Here is a 24,829-nt window from a genome sequence, read left to right on the forward strand (position 1 = left end):
CGCCTCGCCTCGCGTCCGGTCGGCCGGTCAGCGTTCGGAGCCTCGGCCGAGCAACGGCTTCACGTCGATGACGGGCGTGCCGTCCAGGGCTTCCAGGTTGCGCACGCGGACCCGGAGTCCGTCGATGGAGACGATCTCCACGCGGTGCAGCCCGACCGGATTGGGACGGTCGGGGGAGCGGGTGCTGAACACACCGGTCTCCGGCCGCGACGGATCATCGCGCGGGCGTACCGCCAGCACGTCCCGGCGGGCGCGGTCGAGCCAGGTCAGCACGAGCACCTCGGTCCCGGCCTGCAGGTCGCGAAGGCCCTCGGCCACGCCCGGCTCGAACACCAGAGACGCCTCGGGCGAACCTTCGTCACCCTGCTTCGGAGCATCGCGGCGATGCAGCAGGGGAGACTCGACCCGGCCGATGGGCTGCAGCACGTACGGCTGCTCGGACCCGTTCGCGCCGCTCATTCGGGGACGAGCCAGTGTCCGTCGCGCATCAGCTCGCGGCCCTTGAGTTCGTTCTCTTCGCGCCAGGCCTGGAGTCGCTGCGGGTGAATGCGGAAGTAGAGATAGGTACTGCTGAGCCGGCGCGGGTCGAAGCCGGTTCTGTCGGCGAAGGCGTCGCCGGTTCCGTCCGGGAGTTCGGCGGCCGCGAGTGTCTGCACCGCTCCCTCGATGAGGACGACATCGCGGGTGGGCCCGACGGCGAGACGGACCTTCCGGGTGGCCTGCAGATTGCGGGCGGTCGGGCTGGAAGCCGCTGTGGCCACCAACAGGGTGGTGCCGTCCCAGAGGAACGACAGCGGAATCAGATAGGGGGTCCCGCTGTCTGCGTCGGCCGTGGCCACCCATAGGTCGGTGTCCTGCTCGAGCCGGCTCAGTACGTCCTGCTTGCGCTGCTTCGCGGTCCGGGCGGGCGGGGTCATCGGGAGCGGCCTCCTGAGTGCCGATCGAGCTCGAGTCCGGGCGTGATGAGGGGTGGCGCGGTCCCCGCGAGTCTGCCACGGTGACCGCGCTCCATGGCGCTGTCCAGCCGGAAGAGCCGAAGAGCCGGAAGAGCCGGAACGGCGTCCGCTTCCTCGTCGGCAACCGGATATCGGCTACCGGCCGTCGACCATCGGTCATTGACCGTCCCCGATCAGCCGAGCAGCGTCGGCGCCGCCCGCTCCAGTACGGCGGAGACCCGCTCCCATGTCTCCATGTCCCTTTCCACCGGGGCAAGTTCGGCACCGCTTCCGGCCTGCCAGCTGCCCGCCAGCGCCACCGGGTCCTCGCCGGTCGCCGCGCCCGCGGCCAGTGCCGCCGCGCCGAGGGCGACGAGTTCGCCACTCCCGGGGATCAGCAGGGGACGGCCGGAGAGGCGGCGCACGGTCTCCACCCAGTGCCGTCCCTTGGCCCCGCCGCCCACCAGCCGCAGCGGGCGGGCGGCGACTTCCCCGTCGGCCGGGTCGAGGCCGCAGGCGCGCAGCACCTCGTCGAGGGCGCGCAGCACTGTGACGACCGCGCCTTCGTAGGCTGCGCCGAGGAGTTGCTGCCGGCTGGTGGTGTGGCGCAGGCCGGTGAGCAGACCGGAGGCGGCCGGCAGATCAGGCGTGCGCTCGCCGTCGAGGTAGGGCAGCAGCACGACCTCACCGCCCGCCTCGGCGGTGTCGCGGTGCAGGCCCAGCAGGCCGGCGATTTTGTCGACGGCGACCGTGCAGTTCAGTGTGCAGGCCAGCGGGAGGTACGTACCGTCGGCTGCGGCGAACCCGGCGAGTGCCGTGGACGCCGGCCGGGTGCGGCTGGCGGCGAAGACCGTGCCGGAGGTGCCGAGGCTGAGAGCGGGATGGTCCAGCAGACCGGCGCCGCCGAGCCCGAGGCCGACCGCGGCGGCCATGTTGTCGCCGGTGCCCGCGGCGACCGCGATGCCGGCGGTCAGGCCGAGTTCGGCGGCGGCCGCGGCGGTGAGCGAGCCGACACGGACCCCGCCGGTGGCGGCCACCTCGGGCAGCAAGTCGGCGTCGAGGCCGATCAGTCGGAGAAGTCCGGGGTCGTACGCTCCGGTGGCGGTGGAGTACCAGCAGGTGCCCGACGCGTCGCCGGGGTCGGTGGCCGCGACGCCCGCGAGCCGTTCGGTGAGGAAGTCGTGGGGAAGGCGGACCGCGGCCGCCGCCTCGGCCGCGCGCGGTTCGTGTTCACGCAGCCATTGCCATTTCGCGGCCGTCATCGAGGCGACCGGCACCGATCCGGTACGTGCCGTCCAGGCGTCCGGGCCGCCCAGCGCCTCGGTCAGGGCGGCGGCCTGCGGCGCCGAGCGGGTGTCGTTCCAGAGGAGGGCGGGACGCACCGGCTGCCCGGCGCGGTCGAGGACGACCAGGCCGTGCTGCTGCCCGGCGACCGCGATGCCCCTCACGGCCGACGCGGCGAGACCGGACTCCTTGAGTCCCATGGCGACGGCGTCGCGCAGCGCGTGCCACCACACCTCGGGGTCGCTCTCGCGTGCGCCGTTCTCGCCGGTGACCTGGTGCGGGGCCCGGCCGACGGCGAGCGTCCGGCCGGTGTCGGCGTCGATGAACGCGGCCTTGGCGGACTGGGTCGAGCTGTCCACGCCGATGACGACCGTCTGGGTCGGCATTGCCTCACCTCTCCCTCCCGGCCTATTTTGGCCGACAGCAAACAAATTACGTCACCCGGTCCTGCGCGACCAGATCGGGAACAGGTACTGATGGACTTCTGTGATCACATGGCGAGATGCTTTATTAGTACGGTAAGAAAACAAACTCCGGATGGAAGGTGGTCAAGGTGATGTCGGAACGCTTCACGCCGACCCCCGACGACAGGTTCAGCTTCGGCCTCTGGACGGTTGGCTGGCAGGGCAGGGACCCCTTCGGAGAGGCGACCCGGCCGCCACTGGACCCCATCGAGTCCGTGCAGTACCTCGCCTCGCTCGGCGCGTACGGCGTCACGTTCCACGACGACGACCTGATCCCCTTCGGCGTCACCGAGGCCGAGCGTGAATCGCACATCAAGCGCTTCCGGCAGGCACTGGACGCGACCGGTCTGGTGGTGCCGATGGCCACCACCAATCTCTTCACCCACCCTGTCTTCAAGGACGGCGCCTTCACCGCCAACGACCGGGACGTACGCCGGTACGCGCTGCGCAAGACCATCCGCAACATCGACCTCGCCGCCGAGCTCGGAGCCCGTACCTACGTCGCCTGGGGCGGCCGCGAGGGCGCGGAGTCGGGCGCGGCGAAGGACGTACGCACCGCTCTGGACCGGATGAAGGAAGCCTTCGACCTGCTGGGGGAGTACGTCACCGAGCAGGGCTACGACCTGCGGTTCGCCATCGAGCCCAAGCCCAATGAGCCGCGCGGGGACATCCTGCTGCCCACCGTCGGCCATGCGCTGGCCTTCATCGAGCGCCTGGAGCGGCCCGAGCTGTACGGCGTGAACCCGGAGGTCGGCCACGAGCAGATGGCCGGGCTGAACTTCACGCACTCCATCGCCCAGGCGATGTGGGCAGGCAAGCTCTTCCATATCGACCTCAACGGGCAGAGCGGCATCAAGTACGACCAGGACCTGCGCTTCGGCGCCGGCGACCTGCGCGCCGCGTTCTGGCTGGTCGACCTGTTGGAGACGGGCGGCTACGAAGGGCCGCGGCACTTCGACTTCAAGCCGCCGCGTACCGAGGACTTCGACGGGGTGTGGGCATCGGCGGCCGGCTGTATGCGCAACTATCTGATCCTCAAGGAGCGGGCCGCCGCCTTCCGCGCGAATCCGCGCGCACAGGAGGCGCTGCGGGCCGCGCGTCTGGACCAGCTCGCTCTGCCCACCGCCGCGGACGGGCTGTCCGGTCTGCTGGCCGACCGTGCCTCGTTCGAGGAGTTCGACCTGGACGCCGCGGCCGAGCGGGGGATGGCCTTCGAGCGCCTCGACCAGCTCGCCATGGATCATCTGCTGGGCGTTCGCTGACGGCCCGGGGCTGCCCAGGACCCTGTCCCCTGCGGGCGTGGGAGCCCCGTCCTGTCCTCAATCGCCGGACGGGCTTGAAATGCCGTACGCCACCGGGTCGGCCAGCACGTCCTGCACCACGAGAGCCGCCGCGCCGCGCGCCGCGTCCGCAGCCGGGGACGAGGCGCGCAGCCGCCCGCTGTCCTCGGGCCACAGCCCCGACACCACCCGGCCGGCCAGTTCGCCGCCGGCCGGCGGCGACAGCCAGGGCTTCAGCGGCCGGTAGATCCCGCCGAGCACCACCGCGTCCGGGTCGAAGAGGTTCACCGCGCCGGACAGCACCCGGCCCAGCATCAGCCCGGCCTGTCCGAGCGCCGTCACCGCACGCTCGTCGCCCGCGCCGGCCCGCCGCTCCAGCTCGGCCACGCCCGCCGCACCGGTGGACTCGTCGATGCCCGCGGCCCGCAGCAACGCCGACTGTCCCGCGTACTGCTCCAGACAGCCCCGCGAGCCGCAGCGGCACTCGGGGCCGTCCGCCGACACCACGACATGGCCGATCTCCCCGGCGAATCCATGTGCCCCGCGCAGCAGTTCGCCGTCCAGGACCAGGGCGCCGCCGACGCCGATCTCGCCCGTCAGATACAGAAAGCTGCGCACCTCGCCCAAGCCGCCGAACCACAGCTCGGCCAGTGCCGCCAGATTGGCCTCGTTCTCCGAATGCACCGGCAGCGCGGGCAGGCCGGGCCGCAGTGCCGCGAGTGCCTCGGCGAACCGGGTCTCGGCCGCGACCTGGGCCCAGCCCAGATTGGGCGCCTGCCGGACCGTACCCGCGGAGATGAGCCCCGGCAGCGCCAGCTCCGCGCCGACCGGCCGCAGCTCCTGCTCGGCCGCCGACGTCAGCGCCCGGGCGGCGATCCGGGCCGCCCGGGCGAGCACCTGGGCGGGCGGCGCGCCGCGGTTGTCGAGGTGCTCGACGAGACGCACCCGGTCGGTGCCCGCCAGATCCACCACGCACACCGACACATAGTCGACATTGATCTCGACCCCGATGCCCGCGACGCCGGTACGGGCCACTTTCAGTACGGTGCCGGGCCGGCCCGCCTGACCGCTGAACGTCTTCCCGGACTCTGACAGGAACCCGCTCTCCAGGAGTTGCTCGACCAGCGAGGAGACGGCCGCACGGGTCAGCCCGACCCGTGCCGAGACACCGGCCCGGGTCACCTCGCCCTCGTCGCGGACAGCCCGGAGCACCAGGCTGAGATTGTGCCGTCGCACCGTCTCCCGGTCGGCCTTGGGCTCCAGCGGTGTGTAGCTGCCTGCGGAGCCGCCCGTGTGATTGCCGTTCATATCGCGGCCGAGCCTAGGCGATATCCGGTCTCACGCGTCCGCCGGATCGGTCTCCGGCTCGCCCCGGGGCTCCTCCGCCCTGTGCAGCTCCTCGTCGGTCAGCGGCGGCCCCGGCAGGCGCGGCAGCCCGGGTCCGCGCAGCGCGGCCAGCATGACCCGGGGCCTGACCAGCGATGTGAGCGGTGCCGAGAGCGTCATCACATCCGTCAGAGCGGTGGTGACGAGGAAGTTTCCGGTCGAGGTCAGCATCAGACGGTCCACGTAGCGGCCGAGCAGCCGGTCCACCGCGCCCGGCTGCTTGCCGGTCGCTCCCGGGTAGAAGATGTCCTGTCCCGTGGCCAGGTCCCAGGCCGTGCCCGCGGACTTGGATACGGCCCGCTGTGCCCGCCGGGCCAGCCCGGCCGAGGTGAGCCCGTGCTTCCGGATCTGGTCGCGCAGGGCCCGTACACCCTGTGCCGCCACGGACATCCCGTGGCCGTAGACGGGATTGAAGGTGGCCACCGAGTCGCCCACCGCGACAAAACCGTCGGGCCAGCCGGCGACCTTCTCGAAGTACCGGCGACGATTCGCCGTGTTACCGAACGTGACCACGTCGCTGAGCGGCTCCGCACGCGAGATGAGCTCACCGACGATGGGGTGCCGCACTCCGCGCGCGAAGGCCTCGAAGGCGTCGGCCGCCTTGGTGGGCTGCCCACCCCGGGTGCCGGACAGGGTCACCAGCCAGCGCCCGTCCTCGACCGGCAGGACGATGGCGGCCTGCCCGGGCCGCTGCTCGCGCGCGTTGGACTGCACATTGACGATGGGAAACTCCGCCGCCGTGCCCCGTGGAGCACGGAAGAGGCGGCTGGCATACACCAGGCCTGCGTCCACCTGGTCCTCGCGCGCAGCGCCGACGCCCAGCGCCCGGAGCAGCTCCGGCGCGCGAGTGCCGCGGCCGCTGCAGTCGACGACCAGATCGGCTGCCAGGACACGCTCACCGCCCTCGGATGTCCGTACCCGCACCCCCGTCACTCGGGCGGAACTTCCTTCGAGCGCGAGCAGTTTGGTGTGCTCGAGAACGGTGATGCGCGGCTGGGCCAGGACCTGCTCGCGTACGACCCAGTCGAGCAGATCGCGGCTGCAGGCGATCAGGTAGTGCGTCTCGGTCCAGCGGCGGTACCAGCCCTGCGGAGACAGTCCGACCATGCCCGTCGGCAGCGGGATGCGGCGGGCCCCGGCCGCCAGCCAGCGCGCGGTGGCACCCGGCAGCAGGGACTCGATCGCCTCGACTCCTCCGCACCACAGAATGTGGGCATGACCTGCCTGAGGCAGGTGCTTACGGGGTTCGGGGCCGGCCGGCAGGGAGTCGCGTTCCACGACGGTGATCTCGTCGGCGAACTCGGCCAGGGCGGCGGCCGCCAGCATCCCGGCCAGTCCTCCGCCGACGACGACGGCGCGACGGAGTGCCGGGTCAGCGTCGGGTCTGTGTGGTTCGCTCATGGGTGGCTGCTCTCTGACCTGGCCGCACAACGGCGGGCTGCTGCAACGACAGGCGAGTGACGCAACGCCCGGGACATGCCGACGAGATCGCGCTGGGTCTGCTCGGTTGTGGCGGAGCGGGTGTCCGCCGCGGTGATGATCGTCCCCTGCGGGTCGGCGTCCCGCGCGATCACCGCGGCGGCCAGCATCGCCGCCTCGGCGACGGCCTCCGCCTGGTGCGCGTCGGTCCCCGAAGCGAGCGCCGCGGCATGGGACTCCGCCCGCAGGCCGTGGTCGAAGTACGGGTCCAGAGCGAGGATGCCGTCGTGGATGAACGCTTCCCGCTGGGTCAGCCGAAGGTCGAGGGACGACCAGCGGGAGATCGGGACCGCCATGGCCCCCTGAGGAGCGACGGAGCGAAGTTCGTGCCAGAGGGCGCCCAGCTTCCAGTACGTGGACCAACTCCGCCAGGACTCGGAGAGGCGCTGTCCGGCCACCGGGAGAATGAACCCGGCGGCGATGATGAGGGCGGAGGCCGACGCCAGCGGCGGTGCCACGCGGGTGCTCAGGGCGTCCCAGTTGTACCCGGCCCACCGGGCGGACACGGCGGAGTACTTGGCGGCGTCGAAGCCGAGGTTGAGGAAGTAGCCGATCATGATGAGCACCAGACCGGTCCGCAGCCAGCCGTGGACCCGCATCGACCAGCGCCAGCACAGGACGGTCATCACGACCGCCGCCACCGTGTGCGCCACAAGATAGAGGACGATCATCTCGCGTATGTACGGAGTGTTCGCGTAGTACGTGTCCAGGTCCCGCAGCCGCTCGACGGGAGCGTCACCGAGGGCGAAGAGGAGAATCATCGCCACGATGACCGTGCCGTACGCGGTGATGCAGCGGCGGGACGCACTCCGGGTGACTTCGGGCGGGCCTCCGCGCCAGTTGATGATGAGCACGAGGCAGGAAGCGCTGAAGGCTGTGAGGATGCAGTAGACGAGCGGCGCGGAGAAGTTGGGTACACCGGTGATGCGGTTCACCGCAGCGATGGTGGGCGGCGCCGCGAAGAAGAACACCGAGACGGCCACGAGCAGCAGTGCGCTGACGGACCGCAGCAGCGGATCACGCCAGGTGCGGCTGATTCCGGGCAGCCGGAACGCGAACGCGACGGCGAGCGCGGCCCCGGGTATGTAGAAGTCCAGACCCTCCACGCATCAGCCCTGCGGCTTTCGGTATCCCAGTGATGCTTCGATCCGGCCTTCGATCGCGTCCCGGCCGAGAACGGGACCGCGTGTGTGCGAACCCGTAAGCCAGGAACGGCATTTAGTGCTCAGCAGCAGTCCGAAGCTCTCGGCCTCGTTCTCCTCGGCCGCGTCGAAGCTCGTACGGGCGGCGACCTTGAGCACGGTGTCCTGCAGATCGGCGCCGTCCGTCAGCAGCCGTGCCGCGACGGCCGCGCCCTCGACGTGATGGCTGCTGTGGCCGGCCTGCATATGCCACAGCTCATGGCCCAGAATGACGAGTTGGTGGTCGGGTGCGGTGCGTTCCTCGATGACGATCAGGTCCTGGTCCGCCATGTCGAGCCACAGTCCGCTGGCGGTTCCCGGCGGGAACGAGGCCACGCGGAACTGGACCGGCCGGCCCCGGCGGCTGCCCATCTTCCCGCACAGCGCCGCATAGAGGTCTGCCGGTTCCGCAGGGACGGGCAGGTCGATTCCGGCGATGAGCTCGCCGCACAACCGCCGCATCTCTTTGCCTATGCTCACCGTTCTCCCGTCGGCGCAGGGTGCATTTCAGGACTCCGTCGGCTTGACGCTCTCCAGGAGCATGTCGAGCCACTCGGTGACCTTGTCCCGGTGTTTGTCGGTGGGGAGCTGAGCCGCCCGCCAGGCGATGCCCCGTACCCCGTGGTCCTGCAGCAGACGCTCCAGCGGATCGCCGTCACCGGCGAAGTCCTGCAGCAAGGTCTGCTCGGTGCGCTGCAGCGCACCGTCGAGTGCGTCGGCGTCCTCGGCGGTCAGGAATCCGGCGTGGACCTTGAAGAACCGCTGGATCGCGTCGCAGTGTTCCATGGTCGGTCTGCGGTCGCCGTTGATGAGGGCCCCCGCCTGTTGCCGTGACATGCCCGCGCCGTCGGCGATCTCCTGCTGGGTGTAGCGGCGGCCATTGGGCTTCAGCCGTGTCCTGCGCAACAGGTCGAAGCGCTGCAGAAAGCGTGCCTGGAGGTCGGGTTCGCCGGCCCGCTGCCCGGCGAGCAGAGCGCCGACCACCTCGGCGGGGACGCCCGAGGCCTCGGAGAGGTTATGAACGTCGAATACCTCGCTGTGGCTCAGCCCGAGCTTGTCCGCAAGCTCGGCGACACGGGCAACGGATGCCGCCAGAGGGACTGTGGCCGTCGAACCCGGAACCGAGAAGCCGTCTGTCACCAGTAGGTCTCCTAGATCACGCGAGGTAGCCCCGCACACATTGGGCTGCCGGGAGATTATCTGTTTCGGGACAGCGTAGCCAGGTCTTGCCACAGCTGTGGCGCGAATTGAGCGGTCAACGGCAGGCAATGCCACGATAGTTGACATGGCCGTTGTTGCGGTAGCAGGATCGCCACGCGGTGATGATGATCCAAATGGCCCTGCCGCAGCGGGACTTCGAGAAGGGTGGCGTTCTCGATGACACATGAGGCAGGCGTGGAACGTCCTGGTGTCCAGGGGCGCCGAGGGTGTGCCGGAACGGTGCGGGGCGCGGTGCGGGCGAGGCGGGTCACCGATGTCCTCAGACGGCGCCGGGAGGAACTCGGCCTGAGCGTGGCGGACGTGGCCGCGCGGCTCGAGATCAGCACGGGCGCGTACGGCAGCTGGGAGCGGGCACCCGCCAAGGAGTGGACCGACGAAATGCTCTGTGCCCTGGTCAAGGCTCTCGAGATGAGCGATCAGCAGGGCGGGTGGCTCTTCCGCCTCGCGGTCGACCGTGATCCGCCGCCACCCTGGACGACGCCTGTCGGGGCGTCCGTTCCGGTGCCGCCGCTGGGGCCCGCGCGACCGTCAGGTCCCGCGTTTCCGGCCGGTCCCGTGCGCCCGTACATCCCGGTGCCCCCGTCGTTGCCCGCGAGCCCGTCCGATCCCGCGGATCCGGCTGATCCCACGGAGGGTTCCGACCCCGAGACACGTGCCTATCTGCGTGACTACGCGACGATGATGGACGCCGTGCCGCTGCCTTCCGTGCTCTTCGACCGGCGCTGGGAGGTGGCGCACGCCAACCCGGCCTTCGACGCGCTCTTCCGCGGCGTCGGGCCGCACCCCACGGCCATGCCTGACCAGAACTTCCTCCGGTTCGTGCTCTTCCACCCGGATGCGGGCACGGTGCTCGCCGACCGCGAGACAAGCTGGTGCCTGCCCCTGCTGGCGCGGCTGGAGTCGGCCCTGGAGGCCGACGCCGAGGACCGTGTCCTTCAGGCCATTCGTCGCGACATCGCCGAGGACCCGATCATGGACGCCGCCTACCGGTGCGGACTTCCGCACTGGATGCGTGCCGCAGGCGCGGCCGCTGTCCACCACGACGGGGTCTTACGGCCGCTCCATCACCCCGATCCCCGCTGGGGACGCACCGAGTGCCGGATCGTCGACGAGACCCCCGCGAGCCTTCAGGACCGGGGATTCACCCGGATGACGCTGGTACTGCGTGAAACCCGCGTCGCCGAACCGGTGCTGCGGAGGGGCAAGTCGCATCTGAGGGCCGTCTCCAGCGGCTGAACCGGGACCCGGAGGCCGATGCCGCCGGCAGCAGCCTCACCCTTGTCATGGGTTGGCGCGTCCATGACGATGAACTCATGTCGCAGCAGACCTCAGGAAACGCAGGCGGCCCCATCAACCCCCGTGGCACCGGCCGGAGAACGGTTCTGTCGGCCGCAGCCGGAACCGCCGCGCTCGGCGCGGCGCTGTCCGGCGCCGGCATACCGCCCGCGGCCGCCGCGGCGCGCACCCCCGACCGCGAGACTCCCGCCACCGCCCAGCCGCCCACCCGTGAACTGCGCGCGCTCCTGCGGGAGATCGACCGCGACCGAATCGAAGCGACGGTGCGCAAGCTCGCCTCCTTCGGCACCCGGCACACTCTCTCCAGCCAGGACGACCCGGAGCGCGGGATCGGCGCGGCCCGCGACTGGATCCTCGCCGAGCTGAAGCGGTACGCCGCGGGCAGCGGCGGCCGGATGACGGTCGAGCTGCAGTCCTATGTCCAGCAGCCGGTGCCGCGTATCCCCGTGGCGACCCGGATCACCAACATCGTCGCGACCCTGCGCGGCTCCACCGCCCCCGAGCGTGTCTATGTCGTCTCCGGGCACTACGACTCACGCGCCACCGACGTCATGGACGCCACCGGCGACGCGCCCGGCGCCGACGACGACGCCTCCGGGGTGGCCGTCGCCATGGAGCTCGCCCGGGTCATGGCCACCCGCCGTCCCGCCGCGACCATCGTCTTCGCGGCCGTCGCCGGCGAGGAGCAGGGCCTGTTCGGCGCCGCACACATGGCGCAGACCTTCAAGACGGCCGGCGTGGACCTCCAGGGCATGTTCACCGACGACATCGTGGGCAGCCCCACGGCCGACGACGGGACCCGGGATCCGTACACCATCCGCCTGTTCGCCGAGGGAGTCCCCACCTCCGAGACCCCCGAAGAGGCCGCGACCCGCCGTTCGGTGGGCGGCGAGAACGACTCCCCGTCCCGCCAGCTCGCCCGCTTCGTACGCGATGTGGCCGACAACGACGCCACCGGTATGCACGTCCGCGTCGTCTACCGCCGCGACCGCTATCTGCGCGGCGGCGACCACATCCCCTACCTCGAACGCGGCTTCCCCGCGGCCCGGTTCACCGAGCCCGCCGAGGATTTCGCGCACCAGCACCAGGATGTGAAGGTGGTCGACGGCAAGCAGTACGGCGATCTGCCGGAGTTCTGCGACTTCGGCTACGTCGCGCGCGTGGCCAAGGTCAACGGCGCCGCCCTGTGGACCCTCGCCCAGGCGCCCGGCACCCCCAAGGGAGCGAAGATCCTCACCAGCGCGCTGACCAACGCGACGGAGCTGGTGTGGCAGCGCGGGGGCGAAGCCGATCTCGCCGGCTACGAGGTGGTGTGGCGCGAGACCACCGCGCCCGAGTGGACCCATGTCATCCGGGCCGGTGATACGACCAGTCACACGGTCGATCTCTCCAAGGACAATGTCTTCTTCGGCGTCCGTGCCGTGAACCGGGCCGGATTGCGCAGCCCGGTGGCATTCCCCGCTCCCCAGCGCTGATCCGGCGGCCGGCCGGCTACCGCGAAGGAAGCCCGCCGCCGACGGGAGCGACTGCCGCGGGCCGTGGCCGGAGCTGAGCGGCTGCCCCGAACGAAGGTCCGCCGCCCGCGCCTGGAGCGAGAGTCGACCGGCCGGGCGCATGGTCGTACGGCACTTGCACTTCCGCGCTGAGGAGAGTGGCCATGCCGTCCCTGAGAAGTTTTGTCCTCGTCGATGTGCTGCGTCCGGTGGGCCGGGCGCTGATCGCCTACGGGATGTACTGGGTGTGGATCCCGGACGTCAGCCATGAGGAAATCATGCCGCGGGACAGTTTCCCCCGCGAGGACAGCCAGGAATATCTCAGTCTGTTCGGCCCGGTGGGCGTTTCTGGTCCGGGACCCGGTGACGGCCGCTGACGACGAGAGGCCGACGACGTCACGACCGGATCCGGTCGAGGTGCCGCTCCTGCAGCTCCCGGCTGCTGCGCATGAAGTCCAGCAGTAGTTCCAGCTGTTCGGTGGTGCAGCGCGCGACATGCCGGAACCCGTCCTGGGTGAGGGGCCGAAGATCTCCTCCACAGCCCGTACGGCTCTGGGCGCCGGCCGCACCACCGACCTGCGCCGGTCCCCGGGATCGGGGGAGCGGGTCACATAGCCGGGCCGGTCCAGGCGGTCCAGCAGGGCCGTGACACTGCCCGTGGTGAGCCCGAGCGCCGCACCCAGTTCGCTGGGTGCGGCGCTTTCGCGCTATGAGGATGTCCAGGCAGCGCGGATCCGTGCGGTTGATTCCCAGTAGCGGGGCGGCCGCGGCGTCGAAGGAGTCGACTGCCGTCCGGAGCGCGCGGATTTCGCCGTACGCCGGCCGCTCCGAGGGCAAGGACATGCGGCTGCCGTACGGCGCACCGCGACGGCACTCTGCCCACCGTCGACGCCCCCGGGGAGTGTCCCCGAGGGAAAACCCCAGGGCTGCCCTCTGACTTCTCAACAGGGCCTTGAGCGCGCCCCCTTGGCCTCGGAGCAGCGGCTTCCGGGCATCCCGGCGGCTCTCCGCAGGTCAGGGGCGTGCGTATGGCGCCTCGTCAGGTCCAGGCGATCAGGAGCTTGCGCTCACCCGGCGAGAAGCCAGGCCGGGGCCTGACCCGTTCCCGCGCCCGGCCCATGTTCTCACCGGCCGTCAGCGCATCGACGCGACGGCCCACTCCGAGGCCACTGCCACTGCGACGCCGACCCCCAGCACCGCCGTGGCCACGCGCGTACGCCCCTGTCGGCTGAGTACGAGCGCGCTGCCGGACAGGATCAGCGCGATGCCGTAGAAGCCCATGGTCAGCACCGAGTGCGTGCTGCCGAGCCGCAGCACCAGGGTGGCGCCCACGGCGATCATGATGACCGCGGAGAGGGCTATCCGTATACGGCGCGCCTGACGTGGTGTGAGCCCCTGCCGCTCCGGGCTCGAATTGGCTTCTGACATGCCCGAAGACTAGCCGTCGAGTCCCTGTGTGGGCCGCACCGGGCCGACTTGTGATCCGCTCAGGTCACGCACGGCGTGCGCTGCCGACCTCGGCCGTCCACAGCGGTGCCGTGCCGGTCAGCTGGCAGGCCATCAGATAGAGCGGGATCGGCGGAGTGTAGGGGCTGGTGCCGTCGGGCCAGCGGATCAGCCGCGGGTTCGTCGCCGGTACGTATGCGCCGCGGGCGTAGTGCGAGGGCAGCGGCCAGGTCAGTTCGAGGTCCGAGCCGGCGGGCACGATCCACCACCACCAGTCACTGTCCGCGAATACGCAGCCGTTCCGCGGCAGACGGCCAAGGAGCCGGAATCCGTACCGGGCGGGCACGCCCACGGCGTCGCAGCCCAGCGTGGCCGGCAGCGCGGGCGGCGGAACGAGCCTGGTCATCCGGCACTCGCCGGCACGGCGGCCGCCCCGCAGGAGGAGGGTGGCCAGATGTTTCATCATGGACTCTCCGACCAGTACGGCACTTGTGTTCCGTACGGCAGTTCGTCCTGGTGCGGCAGTTCGGCCCACACGATGCGGCCGGGTCCGAGGTGCGACGCGTGCGAGCCCCAAGCGCTGCTGAGGGACTCGACCAGCAGCAGCCCGCGTCCCCGTTCCTCGTCGATGGCGCGGCACACATGCGGGTCGGTGGGTGCGGAACCCTGGTCGTGCACGGTGATGCGCAGGCGCTCAATGCCGTTGAGAAGTTCGCAGGCGACCAGATGGCCGTCGGTGTGCACGACCGCGTTGGTGACCAGTTCGGAGACGACCAGCATCGCCGTATCGTGAACATCGCCGCCTATGCCCCAGTGGTGCAGCCGCCGGCGGGCGAGTTTTCTGGCACTGGAGACAAATTCGACGCGGGCCGGTAGCTCGAAGCCGTACCGGTGATGAGGAGTCCCCAAGCACGGGTTCAGGTGCCGGGGGGTGAGCGCGTCACGGTTCACACGGCCACTCTCTCCCCGGAGGGCGCACATTGGCAAGAGCCACTCTGAAAATTGCAGAGTGGGCATATTCATCGCTGTGGGGGCGTGGCACACTGCTCGCAACAGCACAGGGGAGGTCTGGGAGTGAGCGAACCGCGGTCCGCCCCAACCGTGGGTCAGGTCGTTCTCGGTAAGCGCTTGCAGGATCTGCGGGAGCGAGCCGGTCTCAGGCGTGAAGAGGCCGCCAAAGTGCTGCGTGTCGCAGCGGGCACGATCCGCAGGATGGAGACGGCCGAGGTCGCGCTGAAAATCCCTTATGTTCAGCTCCTGTTGAACGCGTACGGGATCACGGACGACGAGGCGCGCGGCTTTATCGAGCTGGCCGAAGAGGCCAATAAGCCGGGCTGGTGGCAGCGCTTCCATGACGTGCTGCCGGGCTGGTTCAGCATGTACGTCAGCCTGGAGGGTGCGGCCGCCCTCATCCGGGCGTACGAACCGCAGTTCGTACCCGGTCTGCTGCAGACGGAGGACTACGCTCGGGCGATCATGCTCGCCGGAGCCGTCGGCCAGACGGATCCGGCGGACATCGAGCGCCATGTGGCGCTGCGGATGGAACGTCAGTCCCTGCTCACCAAACCCGGCGCACCCAGACTCTGGGTGATCATGGATGAGACGGTGTTCCGCCGACCCGTCGGCGGTCCAGGTGTCATGAGAGCACAGATCGACCGGTTGCTCGAAGGCGCCGAACTGCCCCATGTGACTCTGCAGATAGCGGAGTTCGCGACCGGACACCACGCCGGCACCTATGGGCCGTTCGTCCTCTTCCGGTTCGCCGTCCCCGAACTCCCGGACATGGTCTACAGCGAGTATCTGACCGGCGCCGTCTATCTGGACGCGCGCCCCGAGGTCGCATCGCATCTTGAGGTCCTGGACCGCATGGCTGCGCAGGCCGCGACTGCACAACGTACGAAGGAGATCCTCAGGGATCTCCGCGAGGAGCTGTGAATGGATCGCATATACAACGGCATGCCCGCAGCGGAGTTGGGTGCCGAGGGCTGGCACAAGCCGTGGAGCGGCGGCAACGGCGGCAACTGCTTCGAGACCATGAAGCTCGCCGACGGCAGGGTCGCGGTGCGTCAGTCCGCCGACCCCGACGGCCCCGCGCTGATCTACACCTCCGGCGAGATCGCCGCGTTCATCCAGGGGGCCAAGTCCGGGAAGGCGGACTTTCTTCTCACCTGATTCCTGAACCGCACCTCACCACCGCGACATATGGAGCGAGAGATGACCGGTCACGACCACACCGCAGTCCGGATCGACACCGCCGAGCCGTATCCGGCGCGGGAGTACGCCTGGCGGGTCTTCCCGGCCGCCCATGGGCATCAGGAGCCGGGCGTGGGGCGGACCGCCGGCGACGATCCGGTCGTGGGACGTGCGGGCGATCCCCTCCCAGGATCTGAGGCCGGTCCGGCCCCGGGACGTACGGCCGATCCGGCCCCGGGACCTGCGGGCATCCCCCGCGTGGCCTAGTCAGCCCGTCGCTGCCCCCTTCGCGGCTGCCGGCCGGAGCAGTGTCGCGAGGAACGACTTCGGTGCCGAGACGTTCCCGGCCGGGTCGACCGTCCGGTACTCGATCGTGTGCGTTCCGTAGTCGGGAGTGGCCTCGTCCCACGGCACGGCGCGCGTCCTTCCGAGCTTTCCGTAGACCAGGCCGTCGATGGCGGTGCCGCTCGGGGTGAAGAGGAAGGGCGCGTCGGCGTCGGTCGGCCAGCCGTAATACGTCTGCCAGCCGTCACCGTCGACCCTGAACTGCGTCACCGCAGAGCCGGCCCGGTCGTCGCCGGCCGTCAGCTTCATGGTGAAGGGTCCGTCGTAGACGTACTCCACCGGCCTGCCGGGCCGCTCCACCGTACGCAGGGGCTTGGAGAGCGCGTATGCCGCCGTCGCCGGGACCGCGTCCACCGTCCAGCTCAGCGTGGACTGCGTACCGGCGATACGTGCCGTGAGCCGGTGCGTGCCGTGACGCAGTCGCAGCGCGCCCAGGTCGAGATCGCGGTCGTTGCCCGGATTGGCCAGCGGCCGGCCGTCGAGCTTCCAGCCGACGGCCAGGGTCCGGTCGACGGGGTGCGTGGTGTCGGCGTACACGACCGATGCCGACCCCGCCGGAGCCGTGGTGTCCGTGTGACCGGTGAAGGCGGCCCCCACAGGCTCGCGCGGGGTGGTGACGGCAGTGTCCAGGGTCCAGGCGACAGTGCGGGTCAGCGCGGCGGACGCGCGGATCGCCGGGTCGCGCACGAACGGCGTGGGATCGGTGACCGTGGCCGTCAGCGTGTGCGTCCCGCGGGCCGGCCGGAGCCGCCGTAGATCGAGCGTGCGGGCGTTGCCGGTGGAGCGCACCGGACTGCCGTCGAGCCGCCATACGACATCCAGTTCGCCGCCGACCGGATGCAGCGTGTCCACCCACACCGTCCGGTCGTCGCCGATCGCGGCGGTGTTCGGTGTGTGTCCCTGTACAAGGTCCACCTTGGCGGAGATCTTCTGCGCCATCACCTCGCGCTCGACCTGGTCGAAGGGGTAGCCGAGGGTCTTCATGATCGAGTGCTTGCTGGGCCGCCAGACGCCCTTGGTGCTGTACATCCCGCCGTCGAATCGTCCGATGACCCCGCCGGACTCACTCCTCTCGCCGAGCCAGCGCCACCACTTGGCGCGCTGCTGCTTCATCTGCTCCTCCGTGAGCAGGGTGTGGTGGACGGACGAGGGCTCGCCGCCGCTGTACGCGCCGCCGGGGACCCCGCGGGCGTAGTAGTCGTACTCGTCCTGGAGCTTGCCCAGCGAGTGGCCGATCTCGTGCGGGGTGATCAGCGAGGAGAGTGCGTTGCCTCCGGAGGCCGTGGCGTAGGTACCGCCGGCGCCGCCGTAGGTGTCGCTGTTGGCGAGGGCCACGATCTGCCGGTTCGCGTTCGCGGAGCCGGGGACGAGGTCGGCGAGCGCCGTCGCCGACCCGCTGTCGACGGTGAGCAGACGCTGCACGCTGCCGGCGTCGCAGCCGCCCCAGAACCCCATGTTCAGGGCCGTGTCGCGGCGCGGTGAGTCCAGCCCCGGATCGCAGTCCACACCGGACTCGGCGGAGGGCACTTCCACCGCCCACACGTTGACGTAGGAGCGGTACGAGGCGAACGGCTCCGTGGACCAGAGCACATTGAGGTGCTTCTCGACATCGGCGCGGAAGGCCGGCATCTCGTCGGCGGTGTAACCGTCGCCCAGAACAATGATGTTGAAGCGCTTGTCGGCGGGTCCTGTGGTCTGCACGGGGACGACGGTGGCCCGGGCGGTCACTGGTTCCTCGGCCGCGCCGGACGGGGTTGCCGTGCCCAGAAGGCAGGCGGCGACAAGGGTCCCCACGGTGGCGAGCAGGGTGGCCGCTCTTCGGGGGCGTATACCGGGTGAGGTCATGGGGCCGGAGCGTACGGCTCTGCCCAACGGGCCGTAAAGACAGCCGAGTTGGCCATGTGGCCGCGGTGGCGGCGCAATGCCGCCCGTCGCGGATCGGTGCCGCTGCAGTCCGGGAATTCGGCCTTGCACTCGCCGCCTTCGGCCGCTGTGTACACCCGACGCCGCCTCGCCGACCGGCCCTCGGGGCATCAGGATCGGCGGCAGCTACCCGCAGAACGGACCTTCAGGTCGCGCTGGTCGAGGTCAAGACCGTATCGACTGGGCGGTAACACCCGTGCCGACCTGCTGGTCGAAACGACGACGCGGCGCACGACGACGCAGTACGCAGCCGGCGAGCACCACGCCGGCTGCGACCGCGTACACCGTGGTGCCCAGGCCGTCCGGCCTGTCGCCCATGTACACACCGACGTACTTCGCCGCTCCGGCGACGGCGACGGCGAGCCACTCCCACCGGCCGTCGAGGGCGACCAGCGCCACCAGCAGCAGCGCGTACCAGGAATAGCCCGGGGTCAGCAGCAGAAAGGCCGTGCCGGTGACCAACAGGGCGCCGTTCCAAGGGCGTTCGGGATCCCCGCGCCACAGCACCCGCACGACGACCACCAGCATCACGACCAGCACCGCGGCAGGCGCCCAGGCGTCCGGCAGCACAAGACGCAGCAGGGCATAGCGGTTGCGGGCGGAGGGGTCGTCGTACCCCTCCTCCTCCATATAGCCGCCCAGAAAACCGAAGACCGAGCCGTCGGAGACAAGGACGTACGGCAGATAGCTCAGCGCCACCACCGCGGCGGCCGGCAGCAGCACCGCCGCCGCGTCCCGCACCCGCCGAACGCCGGACAGCGCGCCCGGCAGCACCACGGCCGGCAGCAGCTTGGTCACGATCGCCGCGCCGAGCAGCGCCCCGCCGAGGACCCGCCGCCGGACCAGGACACCCAGTGCCACCACCGTTAGGAGCGCGCCGAGCACATCGGCATGCGCGTTGTTCACCGCCTCGATCGGCACGATCGGGCACCAGGCCCAGTAGGCAGCGTGCCGTGGATCGCCGCGCCGCCGCAGGACCAGCAGCAGCGCGGCGGTGGTGCCCAGCGCCAGCAGAGCGCCGCCCGTCTGCAGCGCCTTGTGCCGTACGCCGTCCGGCGACAGCGCGTGGACGAGCAGGAAGTACCCCTCCGCCACCGGCGGGTAGATGGTGTGCACCTGCGGCCGGTTGAGCCGGGTGCAGTGGATCTCGCCCGTGGGACCGGGGATCCGCACCCGCTCGGGCAGCTCGCACGCCGCCCCGGTCGGGAAGAGCCAGTCGTCGCGGAGTCCGGCGAGCGCGGGATCGGCGGGTGCGTGGTCGTACGGCGAGATGCCGGCCGCCTGCACCCTGCCGTCCCAGGCATAGCGGTACGAGTCGGTGCTGGTGCGCGGGGGAGCGAGGAGCCCGGTCGCGGCCACCGCGACACCGCCCGCGAGGACGAGGACCACGGCATGGCGCACCGGAGTCCTGCGTACCGCGAAGACCGCCGCGGCGAACAGCACCCAGCAGGCGGCGTACCACCAGCAGAGACCGGCAGGGTCGGCGATATAGCCGTCCTTGCGGATGGTCAGGGCGAGAACGGCCGTCAGGGCGGCAAGCAGGGTGCCGGCGGTGAGAGTACGCGGGTTGATCGCGGTGGGAGTACGCGGGTTGATCACAGGCCCAGCGTCGCAGCCGGAACCGGCCTGGACCGCGCGCCACCCTCTGACGTCCGCATTCCGTAAGGTGTTGGACCCGTCCGCGCGGCCCGTCGCGGAGGTCTTATGGGGACATGAAGCTCCGACCACCCAGACTGCCCCGACCGCTTCGACTGCCCCGCATCCCCGCACCGGTCCTGCCGTCCTTCTCGGGGAGGCTGCACGACGCCCGCACGGCCACCTCGATCGGCCGCTGGCTGGGCGGGGCGATAGCCCTGTGCTTCGTGACCGGGGTGCTCAGCCACTATCTGCAGCACCCACCGGACTGGCTCGCGGACGAGCTGCCGAGCCGGCCGTCATGGGGCTACCGGGTGACCCAGGGCCTGCATGTGGCGAGCGGGATCGGGGCGATCCCGCTGCTGCTCGCCAAGCTCTGGACGGTCTATCCGCGGCTGTTCGTACGGCCGCCGCTGCGGTCGGTGCGCCATGCGCTGGAGCGGCTGTCCGTGGCGGTGCTCGTCGCGGCCGCCGTCTTCGAGCTGTTCACCGGGCTGCTCAACACCGTGCAGTGGTACCCCTGGCCGTTCTCCTTCGTGCCCGTGCACTTCGCGGTCGGGTGGCTGCTGCTCGGTGCGGTCGTCCTGCATGTGGCGGTCAAGTATCCCGAGATCAGGCAGCATTGGGGCAGACGCTCGCCCGGGACACTGGAACTCCCGGCGGTGGACGGACCGGACCGCCGCTCTCTGCTGACGGGCGTCGCTGCGGCGGTCGGCGCGGTCACGCTGACGACCGCCGGCCAGTCCCTCACCCCGCTGAAACGCTTCGACCTGCTCGCACCACGACACCCGGACCACGGCCCGCAGGGCCTGCCGGTCAACAGGACGGCGGCCGCGGCCGGGGTGTCGCGACTGTCCGCACGGGACTGGCGGCTCACGGTGCTCGGCAGAAACTCCTACGAACTCACTCTCGACGAACTCGGCGCGCTGCCCCAGTACACCGTGAACCTCCCCATCGCCTGTGTCGAGGGCTGGAGCAAATCCGCCAAGTGGACCGGCGTACGCGTCGGTGACCTGCTGGAACGGGCCGGAGCGCGGCCGGACGCCGCGGTGCGGGTGGTGTCGCTGGAGCGGCGTGGCGCCTACCGGGTCATGGAGATGGGCAGCGGCTACGCCCGTGATCCGCTCACTCTGCTCGCCCTGTGCCTCAACGGCCAGGAGCTCTCGCCCGACCACGGCTACCCGGCGCGCATCATCGCCCCGAACCGACCGGGCGTACTGCAGACGAAATGGGTCGCCAGGATGGAGGTCATCTGATGCGGATCGTGACGGGCGCGCTCGGCCTCGCGCTGATGGCCTTCGGCGCGTCGCTCCTGGTGACGGGCGGGCAGCTGAAGGACGTGGCCCTGTGGCTGGCGGGCGCGATTGTCCTGCACGACGGGATCGTTGCCCCGCTGGTGCTCTGCATCGGCCTGCTGATGGCGGCCGTCCCGGCCCGCGGCACGGTCCGCGGCGCACTGGTGGTGGCCGGCTGCCTGACGGTGATCGCGCTGCCGGTACTGCTGCGGCCGGGGGCGCCGAAGAACGCCTCCGTGCTGCCGCTGGACTATGTGCGCAACTGGCTGATCGCACTGGCGGCGGTGGCGGTGCTCACGGGCGTACTGCTGGTGGGGATGCGGGTAGTGCGCCGGTGGGGGGCCCACCGCAGCGCGCCAGGCGGTTGAACCTCCGGTGAACCGGCCGCCGGTCCACGGGACATGGGCACCGTCCTCGATCGCGCGTCCCCACCACGCCGCGGCCGAGCGGCCCGGCCCCGGCCCGGCAGCCGGTCCAACGGACGCGGCCCGGCCGCCGGGTGCGGCGGCCGGGTCCGGCCGACGCGGGTCCGGCCGACGCGGGTCCGGCCGACGCGGGTCCGGCGGCCGGGTCCGGCCGACGCGGGCCCGGCGGCCGCGGGCTATGCGTGGTGCAGTGCGACGAAGGTCCGGCCGGCGACCGTCCAGCGACCGACCCCCGACGCGGGCACCGCCCAGTCGGCCTCTCGCGCATACCGGAGCAGCGCGGGAGTGCCGAGGCGGGCCCAGGGGAACGCCGAGCCCTGTGCGTTGCCGCCGTCGACGACCCGGACCTGGACGCGTTCGTCCACATCGAGCGGGTTGGTCTCCACGATCAGCACGCCGTCATCGGCGACGAGGCGGGACACGCGGACCAGCAGGGCGCGCGGGTCGCCGCCTATGCCGATATTGCCGTCGATGAGCAGCGCCGTACCCCAACTCCCCTCGCGGGGAAGCGGATCGAAGACGGAACGGTGCAGCGCGCTGCCGCCGGTGCGTACCGTACGGGCCACCGCCTCCGGGCTCACATCGATGCCCAGCGTCGGCCGCCCCAGCTCGGCGAGCGCCGCGACGAGACGGCCGGGACCGCAGCCGATGTCGAGCACCGCGCCGCGGCAGCGTTCCAGCACGGTCAGGTCCGCGGCGTCCGGCGCGGCGCACCAGCGTTCCACCTCCAGCGGCAGCAACCAGCCGTCGGGGCGGCGCAGAAAGAGCGGGCCGCGGCCGGTGCGCAGCGCGTCGGTGTACGGATCGGCCTGCCAGGCGGGCGCGGTCATCGGGCCCCGGTGCCGGTCGGCGCGGCGAGGGCCGCGGCGAACCGGGTGTGCGGGGCCTCGGCAGCGACCAGCAGGGCGTCCTCCGCAGTGTCGACGTCCCGCAGCGGCGGCAGATCCCGCACGGTCAGCCCGGCGCGGGTGAGGCGCTGTCGTTGGACGGCGCCGGTCCGGGCCACGGACATCGGCACCCCGATCAGCAGCGCCGGATCCGGCTCGGCCAGCCCGAGCGCCCAGAACCCGCCGTCGTGGGCGGGACCGAAGGACGCGCCTGCGCTGCCCAACTCCAGGCCGAGGCTGAGGAGTTCGACGCTGACCTGAGGAGTGTCCATCCCGATGAGCAGGGCCGGCCCCTCGCCCAGCCCGAAGGCATGCGCCAGCCGTACATCCAGCCCGCCCGCGCACTGCGGAACGACCTCGATACCGGCCGGCAGCCAGTCACCGGGAACGCCTTCGAGGACCAGAACCCTGCGGCGTGCGGGCGTGGCCAGCACGACATCCAGGGTGTCGGCGAGCGCGGCCTCGGCGAGACGGGCGGCCTCTTCGGGGGAGAACGGGGGAGTGAGCCGCGTCTTCACCCGACCGGGCACGGGGGCCTTGGCGATGACGAGCAGCGTGCCCGCGGAGCGGGAGCTCATCGCGCACCACCCCCGACCCCGCTAGCCGCCGGCTCCGCGAGGACCGCACGCATGTCCCGTACCGCCTGCCACGTGCCCCGCCACGTCCCGGTCACCTTCGACTTCCCCGATCTCGGCAGATACGGGACATCCACCTCCGTGACCCGCCAGCCCGCGTCCGCCGCGCGGACCACCATCTGGAGCGGGTAGCCGCTCCGCCGGTCCGTCAGGGCCAGCGCGAGCAGGTCCTTGCGGCGTGCGGCGCGCAGTGGGCCCAGATCGCGCAGACGCAGCCCGGTGCGACGGCGGAGCATCCGCGACAGCGCCAGATTCCCGGCCCGCGCATGCGGCGGCCACGCCCCACGGGTCTGCGGCCGCCGCCGGCCCAGTACCAAGTCACTGTCTCCGTCCGCCACTTGGCGTACAAATCCCGTCAGCAGTCCCGGATCCAGCGAGGCGTCGCAGTCGCAGAAGCAGACATACTCCGCCTCCGCCGCCAGCAGCCCCGTATGGCACGCGGCCCCGAAGCCGCGTCGCCCCTCGTACACGACCTTCGCGCCCAGCCCGCGGGCGATCCGGTCCGAGCCGTCCGTCGAGCCGTTGTCCACCACGATCGCCCGCCATCCGTCCGGGATCCGCTCCAGCACCCACGGCAGCGCCTCGGCCTCGTCCAGACACGGAAGTACGACATCCACGCCGACCGTCATGACACCGCACCCCGCAGCCCGCTCGCGGCGAACTCCGCCATCCCCTCCGCGAAGCCGACCCGCGCCTTCCAGCCCAGCTCGGCCGTCAGCCGTCGCGAGTCCGCGGTGATGTGCCGTACGTCGCCCAGCCGGAACTCCCCAGTTACCAGGGGCGCGGGACCACCGTGCGCCGCGGCCAGCGCCTCCGCCATCTCGCCGACCGTGTGGGGCGTCCCGCTGCCCGTGTTGTACGCGGTCAGCACTCCCGGCGCGCGCCCGTGTACCGCCTCCAGCGCGATCGCGTTCGCGGCCGCGACGTCCCGTACATGGACGAAGTCCCGCCGCTGGCGCCCGTCCTCGAAGACCCGCGGCGCCTCACCCCGCTCCAGCGAGGACCGGAAGAAGGAGGCCACGCCCGCATAGGGCGTGTCGCGCGGCATGCCCGGCCCGTACACGTTGTGGTAGCGCAGCGCCACGGCCCGCCCGCCCGTGACCCGGGCCCACGCCGCGGCCAGATGCTCCTGCGCCAGCTTTGTCGTCGCGTACACATTGCGCGGGTCCGTCGGAGCGTCCTCGCCGACCAGACCGGACGTCAGCTCCGCTCCACAGCCGGGGCAGCGGGGCTCGAAGCGCCCGGCCGCGAGATCGCCGCCCGCACGCGGTCCCGGCCGAACCTGCCCGTGGAGCGGGCAGTCGTAGCGGCCCTCGCCGTAGACCACCATGGAGCCGGCCAGCACGAGTTCTTGGACACCGGCCTCGGTCATGGCCGTCAGCAGGACGGCCGTGCCCAGGTCATTGCAGGCCACGTACTCCGGTGCGTCCGCAAAGTCCATGCCGAGGCCGACCATGGCCGCCTGGTGGCAGACCGCGTCCACGCCGCGCAGCGCGCGCGCCGTCACCGCCCGGTCGCGGACGTCCCCGTGGATCCATTCGGCGTCCGGCACCGGCGGGGGCTCCGGATGGGCTGCCGGGAGCAGGGCATCGAGCACGACCGGGTCATGGCCGCGAGCGGCGAGAGCCGCGACGACCTGCGAGCCGATGAAGCCCGCGCCTCCTGTGACTAGTACACGCATGACTGCGACGCTACGGGCCGAAACCCCGCTGACCAGCGTCGCGCGCCGTGCCGTCACAGGTCCGTAAGGACTTCCGCCCCGGGCCACGGTCCAGCGCGGATGGTCGGGGCCGGGATGCTCGGCCGTACGGCTGTCGCAGGCCGACGCGTCCGGTCGCGAACCGGTGTGCCCCGTCGGCGGCGACGGTCACGGTGACTCGGACGCACAGGTCCACACCGGCCCGCCCTGTCACGTGACCGCTTCCGCCGCCCGGGCCGTGAGCCGCGTGGTAGACACGACGCGGACAGGGCGGAAGAGAGCCGGGGGGATCGGTGCGGGGACGACAACTGCTCAGCTACAGCGATG

General features: G+C 71.2%; 26 protein-coding genes and 1 pseudogene. 9 read left to right on the forward strand and 18 right to left on the reverse strand.

Annotated features, from left to right (window positions below):
* Window positions 1-27: 27 nt before the first annotated feature.
* From tsaA to xylB, 3 genes are all read right to left on the reverse strand, one after another.
* Complete coding sequence (gene tsaA, locus OG966_RS33670; RefSeq protein ID WP_326653814.1) at window positions 28-459, reverse strand: tRNA (N6-threonylcarbamoyladenosine(37)-N6)-methyltransferase TrmO; 432 nt, start codon at window positions 457-459, stop codon at window positions 28-30.
* A complete protein-coding gene (locus OG966_RS33675) occupies window positions 456-917 on the reverse strand; it encodes a pyridoxamine 5'-phosphate oxidase family protein (protein ID WP_326653816.1) in 462 nt (153 codons plus the stop codon). Before OG966_RS33675 ends, tsaA begins: the two co-directional genes overlap by 4 nt.
* Window positions 918-1,129: 212 nt before the next feature.
* Window positions 1,130-2,605 (reverse strand): xylulokinase, encoded by a 1,476-nt coding sequence (xylB, locus tag OG966_RS33680; RefSeq protein ID WP_326653817.1) that lies wholly within the window; start codon window positions 2,603-2,605, stop codon window positions 1,130-1,132.
* A 170-nt stretch (window positions 2,606-2,775) separates the two neighbouring features.
* On the opposite strand from xylB, the gene xylA reads away from it, so the two are divergent.
* Window positions 2,776-3,945: a xylose isomerase gene (gene xylA, locus OG966_RS33685; protein WP_326653818.1), complete on the forward strand. Its 1,170-nt coding sequence runs from the start codon at window positions 2,776-2,778 to the stop codon at window positions 3,943-3,945.
* 57 nt (window positions 3,946-4,002) lie between these two features.
* Here xylA and OG966_RS33690 read toward each other — a convergent pair whose 3' ends face one another.
* Genes OG966_RS33690 through OG966_RS33710 form a run of 5 tightly spaced genes read right to left on the reverse strand, consistent with a single transcriptional unit; the run spans window position 4,003 to window position 9,149 of the window.
* Entirely contained in the window at window positions 4,003-5,271 is a 1,269-nt protein-coding gene (locus OG966_RS33690) for an ROK family transcriptional regulator (protein WP_326653819.1), read from the reverse strand.
* Window positions 5,272-5,301: 30 nt separating this feature from the next.
* On the reverse strand, window positions 5,302-6,750 hold the full coding sequence (locus OG966_RS33695; protein WP_326653820.1) for an FAD-dependent oxidoreductase: 1,449 nt from the start codon (window positions 6,748-6,750) through the stop codon (window positions 5,302-5,304).
* The gene (locus tag OG966_RS33700; protein WP_326653821.1) at window positions 6,747-7,934 is read right to left on the reverse strand and encodes an MAB_1171c family putative transporter; all 1,188 of its coding nucleotides are present in this window, start codon (window positions 7,932-7,934) and stop codon (window positions 6,747-6,749) included. Before OG966_RS33700 ends, OG966_RS33695 begins: the two co-directional genes overlap by 4 nt.
* A gap of 3 nt (window positions 7,935-7,937) precedes the next feature.
* Complete coding sequence (locus OG966_RS33705; RefSeq protein ID WP_326655487.1) at window positions 7,938-8,471, reverse strand: toxin-antitoxin system, toxin component; 534 nt, start codon at window positions 8,469-8,471, stop codon at window positions 7,938-7,940.
* A 45-nt stretch (window positions 8,472-8,516) separates the two neighbouring features.
* A complete protein-coding gene (locus OG966_RS33710; protein ID WP_326653822.1) occupies window positions 8,517-9,149 on the reverse strand; it encodes a helix-turn-helix domain-containing protein in 633 nt (210 codons plus the stop codon).
* Between the two features lie 237 nt (window positions 9,150-9,386).
* Between OG966_RS33710 and OG966_RS33715 the strand changes: the two genes are divergently transcribed.
* From OG966_RS33715 to OG966_RS33725, 3 genes are all read left to right on the forward strand, one after another.
* Window positions 9,387-10,466: a helix-turn-helix domain-containing protein gene (locus tag OG966_RS33715; RefSeq protein WP_326653823.1), complete on the forward strand. Its 1,080-nt coding sequence runs from the start codon at window positions 9,387-9,389 to the stop codon at window positions 10,464-10,466.
* 77 nt (window positions 10,467-10,543) lie between these two features.
* Window positions 10,544-12,001 carry a M28 family metallopeptidase gene (locus OG966_RS33720; RefSeq protein WP_326653824.1) on the forward strand — a complete coding sequence of 486 codons (1,458 nt, stop codon included), beginning with the start codon at window positions 10,544-10,546 and terminating at the stop codon, window positions 11,999-12,001.
* A gap of 182 nt (window positions 12,002-12,183) precedes the next feature.
* Window positions 12,184-12,396: a hypothetical protein gene (locus OG966_RS33725; protein WP_326653825.1), complete on the forward strand. Its 213-nt coding sequence runs from the start codon at window positions 12,184-12,186 to the stop codon at window positions 12,394-12,396.
* A 255-nt stretch (window positions 12,397-12,651) separates the two neighbouring features.
* Here OG966_RS33725 and OG966_RS33730 read toward each other — a convergent pair.
* From OG966_RS33730 to OG966_RS33745, 4 genes and pseudogenes are all read right to left on the reverse strand, one after another.
* Window positions 12,652-12,702, reverse strand: a pseudogene (locus tag OG966_RS33730) (hypothetical protein); the annotation flags it as partial.
* Between the two features lie 451 nt (window positions 12,703-13,153).
* Complete coding sequence (locus OG966_RS33735) at window positions 13,154-13,447, reverse strand: hypothetical protein (protein ID WP_326653826.1); 294 nt, start codon at window positions 13,445-13,447, stop codon at window positions 13,154-13,156.
* 64 nt (window positions 13,448-13,511) lie between these two features.
* Window positions 13,512-13,928, reverse strand: a complete 417-nt coding sequence (locus OG966_RS33740) for a hypothetical protein (protein WP_442806823.1) — start codon at window positions 13,926-13,928, stop codon at window positions 13,512-13,514.
* Window positions 13,928-14,488 (reverse strand): ATP-binding protein, encoded by a 561-nt coding sequence (locus OG966_RS33745; RefSeq protein WP_326653828.1) that lies wholly within the window; start codon window positions 14,486-14,488, stop codon window positions 13,928-13,930. Before OG966_RS33745 ends, OG966_RS33740 begins: the two co-directional genes overlap by 1 nt.
* Window positions 14,489-14,539: 51 nt before the next feature.
* On the opposite strand from OG966_RS33745, the gene OG966_RS33750 reads away from it, so the two are divergent.
* From OG966_RS33750 to OG966_RS33760, 3 genes are read left to right on the forward strand one after another with little or no spacing between them, the layout of a single operon-like run.
* Window positions 14,540-15,400 carry a helix-turn-helix domain-containing protein gene (locus tag OG966_RS33750; RefSeq protein ID WP_326653829.1) on the forward strand — a complete coding sequence of 287 codons (861 nt, stop codon included), beginning with the start codon at window positions 14,540-14,542 and terminating at the stop codon, window positions 15,398-15,400.
* On the forward strand, window positions 15,401-15,637 hold the full coding sequence (locus tag OG966_RS33755) for a DUF397 domain-containing protein (RefSeq protein ID WP_326653830.1): 237 nt from the start codon (window positions 15,401-15,403) through the stop codon (window positions 15,635-15,637).
* Window positions 15,638-15,679: 42 nt separating this feature from the next.
* Window positions 15,680-15,925, forward strand: coding sequence for a hypothetical protein (locus tag OG966_RS33760; RefSeq protein ID WP_326653831.1), 246 nt, complete (start codon window positions 15,680-15,682; stop codon window positions 15,923-15,925).
* Here OG966_RS33760 and OG966_RS33765 read toward each other — a convergent pair whose 3' ends face one another.
* Both OG966_RS33765 and OG966_RS33770 read right to left on the reverse strand, forming a co-directional pair.
* A complete protein-coding gene (locus OG966_RS33765; protein ID WP_326653832.1) occupies window positions 15,926-17,848 on the reverse strand; it encodes a M64 family metallopeptidase in 1,923 nt (640 codons plus the stop codon).
* Between the two features lie 243 nt (window positions 17,849-18,091).
* A complete protein-coding gene (locus OG966_RS33770; protein WP_326653833.1) occupies window positions 18,092-19,525 on the reverse strand; it encodes a glycosyltransferase 87 family protein in 1,434 nt (477 codons plus the stop codon).
* Window positions 19,526-19,638: 113 nt separating this feature from the next.
* Between OG966_RS33770 and OG966_RS33775 the strand changes: the two genes are divergently transcribed.
* The gene (locus OG966_RS33775; protein WP_326653834.1) at window positions 19,639-20,817 is read left to right on the forward strand and encodes a molybdopterin-dependent oxidoreductase; all 1,179 of its coding nucleotides are present in this window, start codon (window positions 19,639-19,641) and stop codon (window positions 20,815-20,817) included.
* Entirely contained in the window at window positions 20,817-21,224 is a 408-nt protein-coding gene (locus tag OG966_RS33780; RefSeq protein WP_326653835.1) for a hypothetical protein, read from the forward strand. The genes OG966_RS33775 and OG966_RS33780 overlap by 1 nt, the downstream gene beginning before the upstream one ends.
* Window positions 21,225-21,457: 233 nt before the next feature.
* On the opposite strand, the gene OG966_RS33785 is transcribed toward OG966_RS33780, so the two are convergent.
* From OG966_RS33785 to OG966_RS33800, 4 genes are read right to left on the reverse strand one after another with little or no spacing between them, the layout of a single operon-like run.
* On the reverse strand, window positions 21,458-22,111 hold the full coding sequence (locus tag OG966_RS33785; protein WP_326653836.1) for a methyltransferase domain-containing protein: 654 nt from the start codon (window positions 22,109-22,111) through the stop codon (window positions 21,458-21,460).
* Window positions 22,108-22,746: a TIGR04282 family arsenosugar biosynthesis glycosyltransferase gene (locus tag OG966_RS33790; protein ID WP_326653837.1), complete on the reverse strand. Its 639-nt coding sequence runs from the start codon at window positions 22,744-22,746 to the stop codon at window positions 22,108-22,110. The genes OG966_RS33785 and OG966_RS33790 overlap by 4 nt, the downstream gene beginning before the upstream one ends.
* A complete protein-coding gene (locus OG966_RS33795) occupies window positions 22,743-23,432 on the reverse strand; it encodes a glycosyltransferase family 2 protein (RefSeq protein ID WP_326653838.1) in 690 nt (229 codons plus the stop codon). Before OG966_RS33795 ends, OG966_RS33790 begins: the two co-directional genes overlap by 4 nt.
* The gene (locus OG966_RS33800; RefSeq protein WP_326653839.1) at window positions 23,429-24,484 is read right to left on the reverse strand and encodes an NAD-dependent epimerase/dehydratase family protein; all 1,056 of its coding nucleotides are present in this window, start codon (window positions 24,482-24,484) and stop codon (window positions 23,429-23,431) included. Before OG966_RS33800 ends, OG966_RS33795 begins: the two co-directional genes overlap by 4 nt.
* Window positions 24,485-24,829 lie beyond the last annotated feature (345 nt).

The organism is Streptomyces sp. NBC_01750, assembly GCF_035918095.1.
GTDB lineage: Bacteria > Actinomycetota > Actinomycetes > Streptomycetales > Streptomycetaceae > Streptomyces.

What these genes read in the sequence shown, in the direction of transcription:
- OG966_RS33800 (WP_326653839.1), bottom strand. Translation starts at nt 24,484, where the DNA reads ATGCGTGTACTAGTCACAGGAGGCGCGGGCTTCATCGGCTCGCAGGTC.
- OG966_RS33720 (WP_326653824.1), top strand. Translation starts at nt 10,544, where the DNA reads ATGTCGCAGCAGACCTCAGGAAACGCAGGCGGCCCCATCAACCCCCGT.
- tsaA (WP_326653814.1), bottom strand. Translation starts at nt 459, where the DNA reads ATGAGCGGCGCGAACGGGTCCGAGCAGCCGTACGTGCTGCAGCCCATC.
- OG966_RS33690 (WP_326653819.1), bottom strand. Translation starts at nt 5,271, where the DNA reads ATGAACGGCAATCACACGGGCGGCTCCGCAGGCAGCTACACACCGCTG.
- OG966_RS33715 (WP_326653823.1), top strand. Translation starts at nt 9,387, where the DNA reads ATGACACATGAGGCAGGCGTGGAACGTCCTGGTGTCCAGGGGCGCCGA.
- OG966_RS33725 (WP_326653825.1), top strand. Translation starts at nt 12,184, where the DNA reads ATGCCGTCCCTGAGAAGTTTTGTCCTCGTCGATGTGCTGCGTCCGGTG.
- OG966_RS33695 (WP_326653820.1), bottom strand. Translation starts at nt 6,750, where the DNA reads ATGAGCGAACCACACAGACCCGACGCTGACCCGGCACTCCGTCGCGCC.
- OG966_RS33745 (WP_326653828.1), bottom strand. Translation starts at nt 14,488, where the DNA reads ATGAATATGCCCACTCTGCAATTTTCAGAGTGGCTCTTGCCAATGTGC.
- xylA (WP_326653818.1), top strand. Translation starts at nt 2,776, where the DNA reads ATGTCGGAACGCTTCACGCCGACCCCCGACGACAGGTTCAGCTTCGGC.
- OG966_RS33790 (WP_326653837.1), bottom strand. Translation starts at nt 22,746, where the DNA reads ATGAGCTCCCGCTCCGCGGGCACGCTGCTCGTCATCGCCAAGGCCCCC.
- OG966_RS33785 (WP_326653836.1), bottom strand. Translation starts at nt 22,111, where the DNA reads ATGACCGCGCCCGCCTGGCAGGCCGATCCGTACACCGACGCGCTGCGC.
- OG966_RS33780 (WP_326653835.1), top strand. Translation starts at nt 20,817, where the DNA reads ATGCGGATCGTGACGGGCGCGCTCGGCCTCGCGCTGATGGCCTTCGGC.
- OG966_RS33735 (WP_326653826.1), bottom strand. Translation starts at nt 13,447, where the DNA reads ATGTCAGAAGCCAATTCGAGCCCGGAGCGGCAGGGGCTCACACCACGT.
- OG966_RS33740 (WP_442806823.1), bottom strand. Translation starts at nt 13,928, where the DNA reads ATGAAACATCTGGCCACCCTCCTCCTGCGGGGCGGCCGCCGTGCCGGC.
- OG966_RS33675 (WP_326653816.1), bottom strand. Translation starts at nt 917, where the DNA reads ATGACCCCGCCCGCCCGGACCGCGAAGCAGCGCAAGCAGGACGTACTG.
- xylB (WP_326653817.1), bottom strand. Translation starts at nt 2,605, where the DNA reads ATGCCGACCCAGACGGTCGTCATCGGCGTGGACAGCTCGACCCAGTCC.
- OG966_RS33760 (WP_326653831.1), top strand. Translation starts at nt 15,680, where the DNA reads ATGACCGGTCACGACCACACCGCAGTCCGGATCGACACCGCCGAGCCG.
- OG966_RS33765 (WP_326653832.1), bottom strand. Translation starts at nt 17,848, where the DNA reads ATGACCTCACCCGGTATACGCCCCCGAAGAGCGGCCACCCTGCTCGCC.
- OG966_RS33795 (WP_326653838.1), bottom strand. Translation starts at nt 23,432, where the DNA reads ATGACGGTCGGCGTGGATGTCGTACTTCCGTGTCTGGACGAGGCCGAG.
- OG966_RS33705 (WP_326655487.1), bottom strand. Translation starts at nt 8,471, where the DNA reads ATGCGGCGGTTGTGCGGCGAGCTCATCGCCGGAATCGACCTGCCCGTC.
- OG966_RS33775 (WP_326653834.1), top strand. Translation starts at nt 19,639, where the DNA reads ATGAAGCTCCGACCACCCAGACTGCCCCGACCGCTTCGACTGCCCCGC.
- OG966_RS33755 (WP_326653830.1), top strand. Translation starts at nt 15,401, where the DNA reads ATGGATCGCATATACAACGGCATGCCCGCAGCGGAGTTGGGTGCCGAG.